The sequence below is a fragment of the Burkholderia sp. Ac-20345 genome, from assembly GCF_017104825.1.
GTDB lineage: Bacteria > Pseudomonadota > Gammaproteobacteria > Burkholderiales > Burkholderiaceae > Burkholderia > Burkholderia lata_B.
Genome location: NZ_JAAGPO010000228.1, coordinates 1 through 14,869, shown reverse-complemented (window position 1 = coordinate 14,869; position 14,869 = coordinate 1). Strand labels below are relative to the sequence as shown.

Here is a 14,869-nt window from a genome sequence, read left to right as displayed (position 1 = left end):
GAGCTTCGCGCCGGGCACCGCGAGCCGGTAATGCGCGGCGAGCGCGACTTCAAGGCCGCCGCCGAGCGTCGCGCCGTGCAGCGCGACCACGACCGGCTTCGTGCCCGATTCGATCCGCTCGCACACGTCGGGCAGCGACGGCGGCACGATCGGCTTGCCGAATTCGCGGATATCGGCGCCCGCGATGAAGTTGCGGCCGGCGCCGACGATCAGCACCGCGCGGATCGCGTCGTCGGCCTGCGCGGCGTCGAGCGCGTCGGCGAGGCCGCGCCGCACATCGGCGGACAGCGCGTTGACGGGCGGGTGGTCGATCGTGACGACGAGCACCTTGTCGCGCCGTTCGCGCGTGACGGTGCCGGCCGGGCTGGCGGGGGAAGCGGGTGAGTTCATCGTGTCTCCTTGACGCGGCGGCAGGTGCGTCGACGCCGGTTCGTGGCTCGCGGCCACGCGAGCGGCGCCGGGGCACCGGCCCCGGTCCCGCACGAAGCGGGACAAGATCCGGCCGTACGCCGGGCATGACCTGATTCTCGATTGATCGAGATTCATTGACAATTCCCTCTCGCTTTTACAAGCTGTCAAGTCTGACTTGACACTGAATGCTTTCCGACCGTTAAACGGGCCGGATCAGGAGACGCGCCGCATGGACCTGAACGCGCTGACGCTGCTCGTCGAGATCCTCGATGCCGGCAATCTCAGCAAGGCCGCGCAGCGGCTCAAGATGAGCCGCGCGAACGTCAGCTACCGGCTGAACCAGCTCGAGCGCTCGATCGGCCAGCAGCTCGTGCGGCGCACGACGCGGCGCATCGAGCCGACCGAGATCGGGCTGAAGCTGTACGAGCACGGCCGGCGCATTCGCAACGAACTGCTCGCCGCGCAGGAATCGGTGACGACGCTCGGCCAGGACCTGCAGGGCCGCGTGCGGCTGTCGGTGCCGAGCGGCTACGGCCAGATGGTGATGTCCGACTGGCTGCTCGCGTTCAAGCGGCTGCATCCGGGCATCGTGCTCGACGTCGTGTTCGAGAACCGCGTGGAAGACCTGATGCGCGACGAAATCGACATCGCGGTGCGCGTGATGCCGGAGCCGCCGCAGAACCTCGTCGCGCGCGACATGGGCGCGGTGCGCTACGTCGCGTGCGCATCGGCCGCATTCGCCGCCGAGCACGGGATGCCGGCGAGCCTCGGCGCGCTGTCGGCCTCCCCCGTCGTCACCGCGACCGTGATGGGCCGGCAGCTCAGGATCGCCGCGTATCTCGGCGACGAGCGCCACGAGGTGCTGCTCGAGCCCACGCTGATTTCGGAGAACTTCCTGTTCCTGCGGCAGGCGATCCTCGGCGGGATCGGCGTCGGCATCGTGCCCGACTACGTGATGCAGGACGACATCCGGCGCGGCACGGTCGTCACGTCGCTCGACGCGTACCGGCTCAGCATCTTCGGCACGCACATGTACATGCTCTACATGCCGAACCGGCACCACACGCGTGCGACGTCGACGTTCATAGAGTTCATCCTCGAACAGGCCGGGAAGACCGGCCGGGGCGGGCCCGGCGCGATGCGTCAGGGTTTCCTGTCGGGTGACAAGCCGCCGGCCGCGCGGCGACAATAGCGCGCCCGGGGCGGGCAGCCGCGTTGCGCCGGCACCGTCGCCTCCTTCGAATTCACTGCTGCCGAGGGTTCAATGTTCGACCGGATTCGTCCGCATTCGCGCTCCTGGACGCTGCTCGCCGCCGTCGCGCTCGTCGCGTTCAACGCCGGCTGCACGTCCCCGTCCACGCCGTCGTCGGGCGCCGTGGTGCCCGTCGTCGCCGCATCGGGTGCCGCCGTGCCGCTGCCCGGCTTCCACGCGCCGGAGCTGTCGTCCGGCTGGACCGACAAGCCGGGCTGGACCTCGCAGCACGTCATGATCGCGGCCGCGAACCCGCTCGCGACGCAGGCCGGCTACGACATGCTGAAAGCCGGCGGCACCGCGATCGACGCGGCAATCGCGACGCAGATGGTGCTCGCGCTCGTCGAGCCGCAATCGTCGGGGATCGGCGGCGGCGCGTTCATGCTGTACTTCGACGGCCGTGCAACGCAGGCCTACGACGGCCGCGAAACCGCGCCGGCCGCCGCGACCGACCGCCTGTTCTACGGGCCGACCGGCCAGCCGATGAGTTTCTACGAAGGTGTCGTCGGCGGGCGCTCGGTCGGCACGCCGGGCGTGCTGCGCATGCTCGACGCCGCGCACCGCGCGCACGGCAAGCTGCCGTGGCGCCGGCTGTTCCAGCCGGCGATCCGGCTCGCCGAGCACGGCTTCACGATCAGCCCGCGGCTCGCGACGCTGATTGCCAACGACAAGTACCTGAAGAACGACCCGGCCGCGCGCGCGTACTTCTACAACCAGGACGGCACGCCGAAGACGGCCGGCACGGTGCTGAAGAACCCCGCGCTCGCGACCGTGCTGCGCCAGGTCGCCGACCGCGGCGCGAACGCGTTCTACAGCGGCGCGATCGCACGCGACATCGTGACGAAGGTGCGCAAGCATCCGACCAACCCGGGCCTGCTGTCGCTCCAGGATCTCGCGCGCTACAAGGCGAAGGTGCGCGCGCCGCTATGCGCCGATTACCGGCGCTCGGTCGTGTGCGGGATGCCGCCGCCGTCGTCGGGCGGCCTCGCGATCGCGCAGATCCTCGGCATCCTCGAAGCGATGCCCGACTGGCAGCAGATCGGCGCGCAGAAGCCGGTGCGCAACGATGTCGGCTACGAGCCGACGCCGTTCGCCGCGCACCTGTTCAGCGAAGCCGGGCGCCTCGCGTATGCGGACCGCGCGCGCTATGTCGCCGATCCCGATTTCGTGCCGCTGCCGGGCGGCAGCTGGGCGAGCCTCACCGACAAGACCTATCTCGCGCAGCGCGCGCACCTGATCGGTGACAGCAGCATGGGCGTCGCGCAGGCCGGCACGCCGCAGGGCGCGACGCTCGCGATGGCCGACGATCGCAGCCCCGAGCTGCCGTCGACGTCCGACATCGCGATCGTCGACCGCTACGGCCAGGCGCTGTCGATGACGACGAGCATCGAGGACGCGTTCGGCTCGCGGCTGATGGTGCGCGGCTTCATGCTGAACAACCAGCTCACCGATTTCTCGTTCGTGTCGAACGACAACGGCCGGCCGGTCGCGAACCGCGTGCAGCCCGGCAAGCGGCCGCGTTCGGCGATGTCACCCGAGCTCGTGTTCGACAAGAAGACGAAGCAGGTGACGATGATCGTCGGCTCGGCCGGCGGCCCCGCGATCATCAATCACGTCGCGAAGACGCTGGTCGGTGTGCTCGATTGGGGGATGACGATGCAGCAGGCGATCGCGCTGCCGAACTTCGGGTCGATGAACGGGCCGACGCAGCTCGAGCGCGGCCGCGTGTCGGACGCACTCGCCGACGGGTTGAAGGGCCGCGGGCACGACGTGCAGGTCGTCGAGATGAACTCGGGGCTGCAGGGGATCCAGCGGCTGAACGTGCAGGGGCAGACGGTGTGGTTCGGCGGGGCGGATCCGCGGCGGGAAGGGCTCGCGATGGGGGATTGAGGGCGTCAGCAGGCCGGGGCGGCGCGTGAACGTCGCCCGTGCGCCTGCGTGACGTCAGCCTCTACCCTTCCACGGCACGATCCGCCGTTCGACCCAGCGCATCGCGAGATCGAACAGCCACGCGATCGCGCCGATGATCAGGATGCCCATCACGACGATATCGGTACGCAGGAAGCTCGATGCGTTGAGCACCATCTGCCCGAGCCCGGCTGTCGCGGCGACCATCTCGGCCGCGACGAGCGTCGTCCAGCCGAAGCCGATCGCGATCCGCAGCCCGGTGAGGATCTCCGGCAGCGCGGCCGGCAGCACGACGTGGCGCACGATCTGCGCGAAGCTGCCGCCGAGCGAATACGCGGCGTTGATCTGCTCGACCGTCGCCGCGCGCACGCCGGCGCGCGCGGCCATCGCGATCGGCGCGAAGCATGCGAGGAAGATCACGACGAGCTTCGCCGTTTCATCGATGCCGAACCAGATCACGACGAGCGGCAGGTACGCGAGCGGCGGCAGCGGCCGGTAGAACTCCAGCAGCGGATCGAGCACGCCGCGTGCAATGCGACTCACGCCCATCAGGATGCCGGCCGGCACGCCGATCGCAGTCGCGAGCAGGAACGCGCCGAACACGCGCGCGGCGCTCCACAGCAGGTGCTCGGATAGCGGCAGGCCGCCCTGGATGCGCCCGTGCCAAGCGTCGACGAATGCCGTCCACACGGCTTCCGGCGCGGGCAGGAACAGCGGCGGCAGCCACTGGCGATGCGTGGCGACCCACCACAGCACGGCCAGCACCGCGACCGTCGCCGTGCTCAAGGCCGCCGTCTTCCCCTCTCCCGGCAACCGGTAGCGGCGTGACGACGGCGCACGTCGCGCTGCCGCATGCGTCCGCGTGTGCTCGAAACCTGCGGCCGTCCCGTCGGCCGCCCACGAATCCTGCGTGCTCATGCTGTCCTGCCTGTGCAAAGTGCTGATCCGACCGCGTCCGACCGACGCGCCCTGTCGCGCGAGTTCATGCATCACGCGGCCACCTCGGCCGCGTCGTCGCGATGCAGGTACGCGATCAGCCGCTCGCGCCACGCGATGAAATCCGGTGAAGACTTCACCGCGCGCGCATCGCGCGATTCGACGTAGCGGCGCGCGAACGGCAGTTCGAAGGTTTCCGCGATCCGGCCGGGGCCGGGCGTCATCACGACGAGACGCGTCGCGAGGAACAGCGCCTCCTCGACATCGTGCGTGATGAAGAACACCGTCTTGCCGGTGCGCGCCCACACGTCGAGCACGAGCGCCTGCATCGTGCCGCGCGTCATCGCGTCGAGCGCGCCCATCGGCTCGTCCATCAGCAGCACGCGCGGGTCGCTCGCGAGCGCGCGCGCGATGCCGACACGCTGCTGCATCCCGCCCGACAGCTCGTACACGCGCGCATGCGCATGACCGTCGAGCCCGACGAGCGCGAGCATCTCCCGCGCCCGCGCTTCGCGCTCGGCTTTCGACACGCGCGCGAACCGCAACCCGAGCGCGACGTTGTCGAGCACGTCGAGCCACGGCAGCAGCGCGTACTTCTGGAACACGACGCCGCGATCGGCGCCGGGGCCCGTGACCGGCACGCCGTCGACGCACACCTCGCCGGTCGTCGGCGCGACGAAGCCGGCCATGCAATTCAGCAGCGTCGTCTTCCCGCACCCAGACGCGCCGAGCGCGACGACGAATTCACCGGCATCGATGCGCAGGTCGACGCGTGCGAGCGCCTGCGTCGTCGGCCTGCCGCGCTCGCCCGGATAGGCAACCGATACCTGACGGACTTCCAGCGTACTCATGCTCGGCACTCCGCGATGATCGCCGCGCTCAGCGCGCGGCCTTCTGCACGAACTGCGGATCGACGCCGGCCGAGTAGTCGGCGAGCACCGTCTGGATCGTGCCTTGCGATTTGAGGAACGTGGCGGTCGCCGCGAGCGACTTCGCGGCGCCCGATTGCGCGCCGCCGCCGAGCCACGTCGGCGACGCCTGCTCGGCCGCCGTCGGGAAGGCGTAGAGCGCGAGGCTGGCCGGCACGTCCTGCGCGTTCGCGCCCGATACCTTCGCGACCGCCGCGACCTGCGGCGAGCCGACCTTCCACGCCGCCGCATGCGCGCGATAGTCGGCATCGGCGGCCGCGAGCACCTTCACGAAACGCGTGACGAACTCGGGGTTCTCGCGCGCGAACTTGCGGCTCACGACGAAGCCGTCGAAGGTCGCCTTGCCACTTTCTTTCGCAACCCGACCGGACGTCGTCAGCACGGTGCCCGACTGCTTGACCTTCGCGAGCACCGGATCCCAGATGTAGGTCGCGTCGATGTCGCCGCGCGCCCACGCCGCCGCGACTTCGGGCGGACGCAGGTTGACGATCTTCACGTCGTTCGGATTGACGCCCGCGGCCTGCAGCGCGACGAGCGTATGGAAATGCGACGTGGACACGAACGGCACGCCGATCTTCTTGCCCTTCAGCGATGCGACGTTCGTGACGCCCGAGCCGTTGCGCGCGACGAGCGCCTCGGCGTCGTTGATGTTGTCGAGCACCCAGAACAGCGAGATGTCGAGCCCCTGCGACAGCCCTGCCGCGATCGGGCTGGAGCCGGCTTCGCCGAGCTGCACGGAGCCCGACGCGAGCGCGCGGATCACGTCGGCGCCGCTGTCGAGCTTGCGGAACGTGACCTTGTAGCCGGTCGCCTTTTCGACTTCACCGCTCGCCTGCGCGTAGCGCCACGGCACCACCATGTCCTGGTACGCGATCACGACTTCGCGCGTTTCGGCGTGCGCCGCACCGAGCGCGGCAAAGGCGGTCAGCGCGACGACGGCGCGGCGGATGAAGCTGAAACGGGACATGCGGCTCTCCTTCGGAATGCGGGCATTGCTGCGGGAGAGCCGACTATAGGAGCTTTGCGCGCGGCGGGAGCGAACTTATCCTGCGAAGCTATCGATGCCGTTTCAGCTTTGCTTTCCATGCTCCACTGGATTGCGCGTCCGGTCGGGTGGCGATTGCCATGCGAACGCAGGAATGGCGTCCGCATCAACAAAAAAGCCCGCATCGCTGCGGGCTTTTTTCGGGTTCGCCGGAAGACGGCGAAGCAACGGCGCTCAGACCACCCCGGCCCCGTGCGCCTGCAGATCGGCGTGATAGCTCGACCGCACCATCGCGCCGACGGCCGCGTGCGTGAAGCCCATCTTGTACGCCTCTTCCTCGTACATCTTGAAGGTATCGGGATGCACGTACGCACGCACCGGCAGGTGGTGCTCGGACGGCTGCAGGTACTGGCCGATCGTCAGCATGTCGACGTCGTGCGCGCGCAGGTCGCGCATCACCTGCAGGATTTCCTCTTCGGTTTCGCCGAGGCCGACCATCAGGCCCGACTTCGTCGCGACGTCCGGATGCAGCGCCTTGAAGTCCTTCAGGAGCTTCAGCGAGTGCGCGTAGTCCGAACCCGGGCGCGCTTCCTTGTACAGGCGCGGCACCGTTTCGAGGTTGTGGTTCATCACGTCCGGCGGCGCGGCGTTCAGGATCGAGATCGCGCGGTCGAGACGGCCGCGGAAGTCCGGCGTCAGGATCTCGATGCGCGTTTCCGGCGACTGCTCGCGCACTTCGCGGATGCACTCGACGAAGTGGCCGGCGCCACCATCGCGCAGGTCGTCGCGGTCGACGCTCGTGATCACCACGTACTTCAGCTTCAGCGCGCCGATCGTGCGCGCGAGGTTCTTCGGCTCGTCCGGATCCAGCGGATCGGGGCGGCCATGGCCGACGTCGCAGAACGGGCAGCGGCGCGTGCACTTGTCGCCCATGATCATGAACGTCGCGGTGCCCTTGCCGAAGCATTCGCCGATGTTCGGGCAGCTCGCTTCCTCGCACACCGTATGCAGGTTGTGCTCGCGCAGGATCGTCTTGATCTCGTTGAAGCGCGAGCTGCCGGTGGCCGCCTTCACGCGGATCCACTCGGGCTTCTTCAGCTTCTCGATCGGAATGACCTTGATCGGGATGCGCGCCGTCTTCGCCTGCGCCTTCTGCTTGGCGGTCGGATCGTAGGCAGGGGTCGCGGCCGAATCGGCCGGTGCGGGAGAAGCGGTAACGTCAGTCATTCGATTGTTCCAGTGCCTGCGGCTTGTCGGCGGCCGCGGATGCGCCGTCGAGGTTGGCGATCAGACGGCGCACCAGCGTGTGGGCGACGTCGTTCCAGTCGGCGGCAACCTCGAGGCTCGCCATGTCGACAGTTTCCAGTCCGGCATAGCCGCACGGGTTGATCGCAAGAAACGGGCGCAGATCCATCTTCACGTTCAGGCTCAGCCCGTGATAGCTGCAGCCGTTGCGGATCTTCAGGCCGAGGGCCGCGATTTTCGCACCCTCGTGCACGCCGGATGCCACGTAGATCCCGGGCGCGCCCGCCTTGCGGACCGAAGCGAGATTATACGCCGCGAGGGTTTCGATCACGGCCTCCTCGATCTTCGCCACCAGCGTGCGCACCATCAGCTTGCGCCGGCGCAGGTCCAGCAGCAGGTACGCGACGATCTGGCCGGGGCCGTGGTAAGTGATTTGCCCGCCGCGGTCGACCTTCACGAGCGGCACGCCGCTGTCGGCCACCAGCAGGTGGGCCGGGTCGCCGGCCTGGCCGAGCGTGTAGACCGGCGGATGCTCGACCAGCCAGATCTCGTCGCCGGTGTCGGCCGTGCGCGTGTCGGTGAACGCGCGCATCGCGTCGAAGCTCGTCTCGTAGGTCTCGACGCCCCGCCAGCGCACGGTGACCGGCGGGGCCGGCTGATCCGGGGACCCGGCGGGCGATGCGGAAACGGCAACAGGCGTGGACACGATGGAAACCGGCGAAACGGACATGGGCGGTAGTTTACCGAAAACCCGTGGGTCTCGCCGGCCTTGGGAGAGGGACGGATCGCCGGTATCCGTCGGAGGAAATGATGGTCAGACGGTGCGCCATCCGTCGTGGAGCAGCGCGGTCACGCGTTCGCGCAGCCGTGCCAGCCCGCCGAGCGCGACCTCCCGGGGCGGCCGCGACACCGAGAACGCCACGCACGTGCCCTCCCGGCCTTCCGCGCTGAGCCACAGCCGCTCGCCGCGGCGCAGCTTCAGCGTCTCGCCGTCGACCAGGAAGTAGTCGTTGACGTCGTTGCTGCGCGTCGCCCACACCGGCCCGCACTGAACCACCAGCCGCGTGCTGCGTTGTACCTTCATCGGCACGGTTTCGCCCGCGGGGATTTCGAACGTGATGCTTGAAGAAATTTCTTGCATGATCGACTCCGCCAATAAGTGCTTCGATGGCTACAATCGTAGTCACTTCAAGGCGTCTGACAAAACGACCAATTTTCACGTCGATGTGAGGAAAATTAGCAAATGGACCTCCGCCAGCTACCTGCGCTGAACGCGATTCGCGCGTTCGAAGCCGCCGCCCGTCACGAGAATTTCTCGCGCGCCGCCGACGAGTTGTACGTCACGCACGGCGCGGTCAGCCACCAGGTACGCGCGCTCGAGGAGGAGCTCGGCGTGCAGCTGTTCACCCGCAACGGCAAGCGGCTGTGCCTGACCGACGCCGGCATGCGCTACGCGCAGCAGATCCGCACCGCGTTGATGGTGATCGCCGATGCGACCCGCGACGTGCGCGCGAGCGACCGCGACCGGCGGCTCGTGGTGTCGATGCTGTCGTCGTTCGCCGCGCGCTTCATCACGCCGCGCATCGGCTCGTTCATCGAGCGGCATCCGGAAATCGACGTCGAGCTGCAGTCGACCAACTCGCTCACCGATTTCGCGCGCGACGACGTCGATCTCGCGATCCGCTTCGGCCATGGCAACTATCCGGGGCTGCACGTCGAGCCGCTGTTCGACGAGGTGTTCTTTCCGGCGTGCGCGCCGACGCTGAACGGCGGCAAGCTGCCGCAAACGCCCGCCGATCTCGTGCACTACAACCTGCTGCGCTCGGACGACGAGCTGTGGCGGCCGTGGTTCGACGCGGCCGGGCTCAAGACGCTGACCGAGCCGAAACGGGGGATTCTGTACCAGGATTCGTCGAACCTGCTGCTGGCCGCGATCGACGGCCAGGGCATCGCGCTGGTGCGCCGCTCGCTCGCGGTGCACGACCTGCTCGACGGGCGCATCGTGCGCCTGTTCGACATCGACGGGCCGAGCCCGTGGCACTATTTTTTCGTGTGTCCGCCGCCGCTCCTGAACACGCCACGCGTGCAGGCGTTCAGGACCTGGCTGCTTCAGGAAGTCGCCGAATACAAGCGGCTGTGCGACGAGCTGGACGCGCGGCGCGCGGCGGGGAAGACCCCCGCCGAGTGCGCGCAGGAAGGAGGATGGAGGGCGCTTAGAGTACGACCTTGACCATCGGATGGCCGGTCAGTGCGCGGTAGATGTTGTCGAGCTGCTCCTGGCTCGTCGCCCGCACGGTGATCGTGAGGCCCGTGTAATTACCGCCGCTCGACGCACGCTCCTCGATCTTCTCGACATCGATCTCGTTGTCGTGAACGGCGACGACCTTGAAGATCGTGTCCTTGAACTCGGGGTGCGCTTTGCCCATGATCTTGATCGGGAAATCGCACGGGAACTCCAGCAGCGACTCCTTCCGGGTATCGATCGCGCCGGTCACCTCGATGGTTTTGGTCGGTTCGCTCATCACTTTCTCCGGGTTAGGTCAAACTGTTCAAACTCGCGCGCCTTCGCGCGCTGGTACGCGTCATACAACGCCGCGAACACGGGGCCCGGCTTGCCGCCCTGCACGGGCAGATCGTCGAGCGACGTGACGGGCAGCACTTCCTTCGTGGCCGACGTGATCATGATTTCGTCGGCTGCGCGCAACTCCACTTCGCTGATCTCGCGCGCGACGAACGGAATCTTGCATTCGTCGGCCAGCTCCTCGATCAGCGCGTAGCGGATCCCCTCGAGGATCTTGTTGCTGCGCGGCGGCGCAAGCAGCTCGCCGTTCTTCACGATCCACACGTTCGACGACGACCCTTCCGTCAGGTTGCCGTCGCGCAGTTGCAGCGTCTCGAACGCATCGCGTTCGGCCGCATGCTGCGCCATCAGCACGTTGCCGAGCAACGAGATCGACTTGATGTCGCAATGCAGCCAGCGGCGATCCTCGGCCGTCACGCAGCGCACGCCCTGCGCGCGCTCCTCTGCCGACGGCAGGCGCAGCGGGCTCGTCATCGCGAACACCGTCGGCACCGCGTTCGCCGGAAACGCGTGGCCGCGCTTCGCGACGCCGCGCGTCACCTGCAGGTAGACGAGTGCGTTGCCGTCGCCGAGCCCTTCGGCATTCGCCGCGACCACACGCTCGATCAGCGCACGCCAGCCCGCGTCGTCGTGCGGGTTGGCGATGCCGATCTTCTTCAGGCTGCGCTCGAGCCGTGCCAGATGCTGCTCGATCCGGAACGGCACGTGCGCGCCGTCGTGCGCATAAACGGGGACAACTTCATACACGCCGTCGCCGAAGATGAACCCGCGGTCGAGCACCGGTACACGGGCTTCCGACAGCGGCACCATTTCCTCCTGCGACGACACGCTGAGGTAGACGATCGGTTCGAATTCGGCTTGGCTCATAGCTATGACAGATGGGGATGAAGTCGTGAAAACAAAGGCCCGTCGTGCTTACTTCTTCTTGCTGAACATCAGCAGGATCGAGTCCCAGATACGCCCGAAGATACCCGCTTCCGGCACGGCCTGCAGTGCGACGACCGGGAATTCGGACAGCGTCTTGCCGTCGGCGACGATCTTCACGGTGCCGACCTGCTGGCCTTCCGCGAGCGGCGCGATCAGCGGCGCGTTGACGTCGACTTCCGTCTTGATCTTGTCGCCGAGGCCGCGCGGCACGGTCGCCCACTGGTCGCCCTTCACGCCGACCTGCACGGTGTTTTCCTTGCCCTTGTAGATGCGCGGCGTCGACATCGCCTGGCCGCCCTTGAACAGGCGCACCGAATCGAACGCGCTGTAGCCGTAGTTCAGCATCTTCATGCTGTCCTGCGTGCGCTCGCCTTCCTTCTGCTCGCCCATCATCACCGACACCAGGCGGCGCTGGCCGTCCACACCCGGGATCGCGCGCTTCGCCGACGCGATCAGGCAGTAGCCGGCCGCTTGCGTATGGCCCGTCTTCAGGCCGTCGACCGTCGGGTCGAGCCACAGCAGGCGGTTGCGGTTGCCCTGGCGGATGTTGTTGTACTTGAATTCCTTCTCCGAGAAGATGCTGTAGTACTGCGGAAAATCGCGGATCAGGTGAGCGGACAGCTTCGCGAGGTCGCCGGCCGTCGTGTAGTGGTTCGGGTCGGGCATGCCGTTCACGTCGGCGAAGTGTGTGCCCTTCATGCCGAGGCGCTGCGCCTCGTCGTTCATCAGCGTGACGAACTGCCCTTCGCTGCCGCCGACGAGTTCGGCCAGCGCGATCGCGGCGTCGTTGCCCGACTGGATGATCATCCCGTACACGAGGTCGTGCACCGACACCGGCTTGTCCGCCTCGATGAACATGCGCGACTCGTCGGTGCCGACGCGGCGCACGGCGGCGCTCGGCGTGACGATCTGCTCCATCGAGATCTTCTTCTTGTCGAGCGCCTCGAACACGAGGTACGCCGTCATCAGCTTCGTCAGCGACGCGGGTTCGACGCGTTCATCGGCGTTGCCCGATGCAAGCACCGTGTTGCTGGTCGCATCGACGAGCACCCACGAGCGCGCGTTCACGCCCGGCGGCGGCACCGCGCCCGGCATGTAGGTCGCGGGCGCACCGGTGAACTGCTCGGTGGCGGCCGGTGCCGCATGCGCGGCCTTGGCCTTGGCGGCCGGCTTCGCCTCGGCGACGACGATCGTCGACGCGAGCGCGACGGGCAGCATCACGCCGAGCGCGACGTTGCGCGCAGCGGTGCCGAAGGCGATGGAGGAAGCGAGGGACTTGAGGCCTTGGGGAGACAGACGCATGATCGATTCAGGCTGATGGCAGAAAGTGCGGTGCGAAACGCGCAGGGTTGAACGGCAAGGCGGCGGGCGTTTCGGGCACTCGCCCGAAATTCGTCGGGCGACGCGAAACGCGCCGGTTGGACTCGTGCGGACGCGTTCGGTTCGCGGCCGTCGCGAGCGGGCGGACAGGCGGCGAAACGAGCGCCGCATGGGCCCAGCCGGGCCGCGGGCGACGCGGAATCCGGCCATTATACGTGGCCGCGCGGGGCGTTTTCGCGAACCTGGCGCCGGACGGCCGCACATCGGCATCGGGCTCAGGGGGTCGGCAAGCTGCACGTCATCGCACGCGAAGGTGTGCGAAAGGCATGTGCAGGCGAGGTGGAAGTCGGGTTGCGCCGCGCAGTGCGGCGCGATGTCGCGCGAAGGGAGAACGCGCGTCCGGTGCGTGCCGGAGGTCGTGTGTGAGATGTGACGCGGGCTACCGGCGCTACGCCGGCGCCCGCGCACCGGCTAGCGCCAGGCGTCGACGATGATGCGCTTCAGCACGTGCAGCTTGCGATGCAGGAAGTGCTCGGCGCCGGGGATCACGACGACCGGCAGCTCCTGCGGTCGCGCCCAGTCGTACACCGATGCGATCGGCACGGTGTCGTCGGTTTCGCCGTGGATCACGAGCGTGTTCTCGGGCACGTCGGCCACCTGCCAGCGGCTCGCGGCCGTGCCGACGAACACCATCCGTTCGATCGTCTCGCCCGCGTCGCGCAGCCGCTTCGCGACGTGCGACAGCACGAAGGTGCCGAACGAGAAGCCCGCGAGCACGAGCGGCAGGTCGGCATACGCGGGCTGCGCGCGCATGTGCGCGAGCACCGCGAGCAGGTCGTCGGCCTCGCCGGTGCCGTTGTCGTGCACGCCCTCGGTCGCGCCGACGCCGCGGAAGTTCGACCGGAACACGACGTAGTTCAGCTGCACGAGCGTGCGCGCGAGCGTCTGCGCGACCTTGTTGTCCATCGTGCCGCCGAACAGCGGATGCGGATGCGCGACGAGCGCGATGCCGCGCGGTGCGGCGCCGCTTTCGCGCACGGCGTCGGGAAGGTCGACCGCGATTTCGATCTGCCCGACCGGGCCCGCGATCAGCGACTTCTGCGTATGAACGTTCATTCGGCCGGCCCGCTCAGATCTTCAGGCGGTCGACGACCTTGCCGTCGCGCAGATGCGATTCGACGATCTCGTCGATGTCGGCCTGGTCGACGTACGTGTACCACGTGCCTTCCGGATACACGACCATCACGGGCCCTTCCTCGCAGCGGTCGAGGCAGCCGGCCTTGTTGATGCGAACCTTGCCGGGCCCCGCGAGGCCGAGCTCCTTCACGCGCTTTTTCGCGTATTCCTGCATGGTCTGCGCGTCGCATTGCGCGCAGCTCGGGCGTTCGGCGCCCGGATCGCGCTGGTTCAGGCAGAAGAAGACGTGGTGCTGATAGTAGGAATCCATGATGGTGACGAGCGGCCCGGCGCGAAGCCGTGCGGAAAGAGGAGCGATTGCCGCTGCGCGGGGCAACGGAGGATGCCAAAGATTATAGCGACCGGCGCGCGCGGCTGCCCGCGATACGGCCGCCGCGCGGCCCTGACCGCCGCGTCAGCGGCGCAGCGCAGCCGGCAGCCACGCGTGCTCGACGCGCTGGCCGAGCCAGATCAGCGCCGCGTAGGGCCAGATCCATGCGAGCCAGCGCGCGAGGCTGTTGAAGTGCACGTAGCGGCCCTGTCGCCAGCCCGACAGCGTGAAATCGAAGAACGGATTGACCGGCAGCAGGTTCACGAGCACCACGCCGGCCAGCAGCGCGAGCGCCGCAAGCGTCGCGCGCCAGGTCGCCGGCACGTGCAGCGCGACGAGCGCGGCCGCGAACCCGAGCTCGATCCCGAGCCGCGCGCCGGGCGTCGCCCACACGACGACGAGGCCGGTGGCCGACTGCATGAACGTCGCGGCCGCCTTCAGCACGAGCGTCGCGGCGACGAGCGCGATCAGGAGCCGGATGCGCGGCGCGCGCGGCCGCATCGCGAGCGACGCGATCGTCAGCGCGGCGAACAGCATCAGCCCGCCGAGCGCGGCCTCCCACCCGGAGTCGGACAGCCAGCCGTCGACGCGTTCGGGCCATTCGCCCACGCGCCACGCGGCCGGCAGCCACGCAAGCAGCGCGTCCTGCATCGACGCGTCCGCATGCTCCCACAGCGCGGCGGGCAAGTCGCCGATGCCGAACAGGAACGGCGACGGGAACAGGATCGCGAACGGCCACAGCCCGGCGAGCAGCAGCGGCGTTGCGCCGTCGTCCTCGAACCACGCGAAGCGCAGCCGGCGCAGCGCGCCGCGATCGAGCAGCGCACCGGTGGCCGGCGCGACGAGCGCCGCGCCCAGCAGCGCACGA

16 protein-coding genes are annotated in these 14,869 nt (G+C 68.4%); 3 read left to right on the top strand and 13 right to left on the bottom strand.

Annotation, left to right across the window (positions count from 1 at the left end):
* The coding region (locus G3O06_RS41405; protein ID WP_205819545.1) for an enoyl-CoA hydratase-related protein at positions 1 to 390 on the bottom strand (390 nt) is incomplete at its 3' end.
* 250 nt (positions 391 to 640) lie between these two features.
* On the opposite strand from G3O06_RS41405, the gene G3O06_RS41400 reads away from it, so the two are divergent.
* On the top strand, positions 641 to 1,603 hold the full coding sequence (locus G3O06_RS41400; RefSeq protein WP_011353323.1) for a LysR family transcriptional regulator: 963 nt from the start codon (positions 641 to 643) through the stop codon (positions 1,601 to 1,603).
* 72 nt (positions 1,604 to 1,675) lie between these two features.
* Positions 1,676 to 3,553, top strand: a complete 1,878-nt coding sequence (ggt, locus tag G3O06_RS41395; RefSeq protein WP_205819544.1) for a gamma-glutamyltransferase — start codon at positions 1,676 to 1,678, stop codon at positions 3,551 to 3,553.
* A 54-nt stretch (positions 3,554 to 3,607) separates the two neighbouring features.
* Here ggt and G3O06_RS41390 read toward each other — a convergent pair whose 3' ends face one another.
* From G3O06_RS41390 to G3O06_RS41365, 6 genes are all read right to left on the bottom strand, one after another.
* Complete coding sequence (locus tag G3O06_RS41390) at positions 3,608 to 4,561, bottom strand: ABC transporter permease subunit (RefSeq protein WP_205819546.1); 954 nt, start codon at positions 4,559 to 4,561, stop codon at positions 3,608 to 3,610.
* Positions 4,561 to 5,358 (bottom strand): ABC transporter ATP-binding protein, encoded by a 798-nt coding sequence (locus G3O06_RS41385; RefSeq protein WP_205819543.1) that lies wholly within the window; start codon positions 5,356 to 5,358, stop codon positions 4,561 to 4,563. The genes G3O06_RS41390 and G3O06_RS41385 overlap by 1 nt, the downstream gene beginning before the upstream one ends.
* A 28-nt stretch (positions 5,359 to 5,386) precedes the next feature.
* Positions 5,387 to 6,403, bottom strand: a complete 1,017-nt coding sequence (gene tauA, locus G3O06_RS41380; RefSeq protein ID WP_205819542.1) for a taurine ABC transporter substrate-binding protein — start codon at positions 6,401 to 6,403, stop codon at positions 5,387 to 5,389.
* Between the two features lie 252 nt (positions 6,404 to 6,655).
* Positions 6,656 to 7,648 carry a lipoyl synthase gene (gene lipA, locus G3O06_RS41375; RefSeq protein ID WP_039346279.1) on the bottom strand — a complete coding sequence of 331 codons (993 nt, stop codon included), beginning with the start codon at positions 7,646 to 7,648 and terminating at the stop codon, positions 6,656 to 6,658.
* Positions 7,641 to 8,396 carry a lipoyl(octanoyl) transferase LipB gene (gene lipB, locus G3O06_RS41370; RefSeq protein WP_205819541.1) on the bottom strand — a complete coding sequence of 252 codons (756 nt, stop codon included), beginning with the start codon at positions 8,394 to 8,396 and terminating at the stop codon, positions 7,641 to 7,643. The genes lipA and lipB overlap by 8 nt, the downstream gene beginning before the upstream one ends.
* An 84-nt stretch (positions 8,397 to 8,480) precedes the next feature.
* Positions 8,481 to 8,807, bottom strand: coding sequence for a DUF2917 domain-containing protein (locus G3O06_RS41365; protein ID WP_205819540.1), 327 nt, complete (start codon positions 8,805 to 8,807; stop codon positions 8,481 to 8,483).
* 102 nt (positions 8,808 to 8,909) lie between these two features.
* Here G3O06_RS41365 and G3O06_RS41360 point away from each other — a divergent pair, with 102 nt between their 5' ends.
* Entirely contained in the window at positions 8,910 to 9,896 is a 987-nt protein-coding gene (locus tag G3O06_RS41360; RefSeq protein ID WP_174916227.1) for a transcriptional regulator GcvA, read from the top strand.
* Here the strand turns inward: G3O06_RS41360 and G3O06_RS41355 are convergent.
* From G3O06_RS41355 to G3O06_RS41330, 6 genes are all read right to left on the bottom strand, one after another.
* Complete coding sequence (locus G3O06_RS41355) at positions 9,880 to 10,188, bottom strand: YbeD family protein (protein WP_011353335.1); 309 nt, start codon at positions 10,186 to 10,188, stop codon at positions 9,880 to 9,882. The genes G3O06_RS41360 and G3O06_RS41355 overlap by 17 nt on opposite strands.
* The gene (locus G3O06_RS41350) at positions 10,188 to 11,114 is read right to left on the bottom strand and encodes a D-amino acid aminotransferase (RefSeq protein WP_174916228.1); all 927 of its coding nucleotides are present in this window, start codon (positions 11,112 to 11,114) and stop codon (positions 10,188 to 10,190) included. Before G3O06_RS41350 ends, G3O06_RS41355 begins: the two co-directional genes overlap by 1 nt.
* Before the next feature lie 48 nt (positions 11,115 to 11,162).
* Positions 11,163 to 12,476, bottom strand: a complete 1,314-nt coding sequence (locus tag G3O06_RS41345; protein WP_174997222.1) for a D-alanyl-D-alanine carboxypeptidase family protein — start codon at positions 12,474 to 12,476, stop codon at positions 11,163 to 11,165.
* A 489-nt stretch (positions 12,477 to 12,965) separates the two neighbouring features.
* On the bottom strand, positions 12,966 to 13,610 hold the full coding sequence (locus tag G3O06_RS41340; RefSeq protein ID WP_034198940.1) for an alpha/beta hydrolase: 645 nt from the start codon (positions 13,608 to 13,610) through the stop codon (positions 12,966 to 12,968).
* Positions 13,611 to 13,623: 13 nt separating this feature from the next.
* Positions 13,624 to 13,941 carry a ferredoxin gene (locus G3O06_RS41335; RefSeq protein WP_006485233.1) on the bottom strand — a complete coding sequence of 106 codons (318 nt, stop codon included), beginning with the start codon at positions 13,939 to 13,941 and terminating at the stop codon, positions 13,624 to 13,626.
* Between the two features lie 144 nt (positions 13,942 to 14,085).
* Positions 14,086 to 14,869: teicoplanin resistance protein VanZ (locus G3O06_RS41330; RefSeq protein ID WP_205819539.1), on the bottom strand; the 784-nt coding region annotated here is incomplete at its 5' end.

Coding starts and splice junctions, on each gene's coding strand:
- G3O06_RS41400 (WP_011353323.1), top strand. CDS start 641: ATGGACCTGAACGCGCTGACGCTGCTCGTCGAGATCCTCGATGCCGGC.
- ggt (WP_205819544.1), top strand. CDS start 1,676: ATGTTCGACCGGATTCGTCCGCATTCGCGCTCCTGGACGCTGCTCGCC.
- G3O06_RS41390 (WP_205819546.1), bottom strand. CDS start 4,561: ATGCATGAACTCGCGCGACAGGGCGCGTCGGTCGGACGCGGTCGGATC.
- G3O06_RS41385 (WP_205819543.1), bottom strand. CDS start 5,358: ATGAGTACGCTGGAAGTCCGTCAGGTATCGGTTGCCTATCCGGGCGAG.
- tauA (WP_205819542.1), bottom strand. CDS start 6,403: ATGTCCCGTTTCAGCTTCATCCGCCGCGCCGTCGTCGCGCTGACCGCC.
- lipA (WP_039346279.1), bottom strand. CDS start 7,648: ATGACTGACGTTACCGCTTCTCCCGCACCGGCCGATTCGGCCGCGACC.
- lipB (WP_205819541.1), bottom strand. CDS start 8,396: ATGTCCGTTTCGCCGGTTTCCATCGTGTCCACGCCTGTTGCCGTTTCC.
- G3O06_RS41365 (WP_205819540.1), bottom strand. CDS start 8,807: ATGCAAGAAATTTCTTCAAGCATCACGTTCGAAATCCCCGCGGGCGAA.
- G3O06_RS41360 (WP_174916227.1), top strand. CDS start 8,910: ATGGACCTCCGCCAGCTACCTGCGCTGAACGCGATTCGCGCGTTCGAA.
- G3O06_RS41355 (WP_011353335.1), bottom strand. CDS start 10,188: ATGAGCGAACCGACCAAAACCATCGAGGTGACCGGCGCGATCGATACC.
- G3O06_RS41350 (WP_174916228.1), bottom strand. CDS start 11,114: ATGAGCCAAGCCGAATTCGAACCGATCGTCTACCTCAGCGTGTCGTCG.
- G3O06_RS41345 (WP_174997222.1), bottom strand. CDS start 12,476: ATGCGTCTGTCTCCCCAAGGCCTCAAGTCCCTCGCTTCCTCCATCGCC.
- G3O06_RS41340 (WP_034198940.1), bottom strand. CDS start 13,610: ATGAACGTTCATACGCAGAAGTCGCTGATCGCGGGCCCGGTCGGGCAG.
- G3O06_RS41335 (WP_006485233.1), bottom strand. CDS start 13,941: ATGGATTCCTACTATCAGCACCACGTCTTCTTCTGCCTGAACCAGCGC.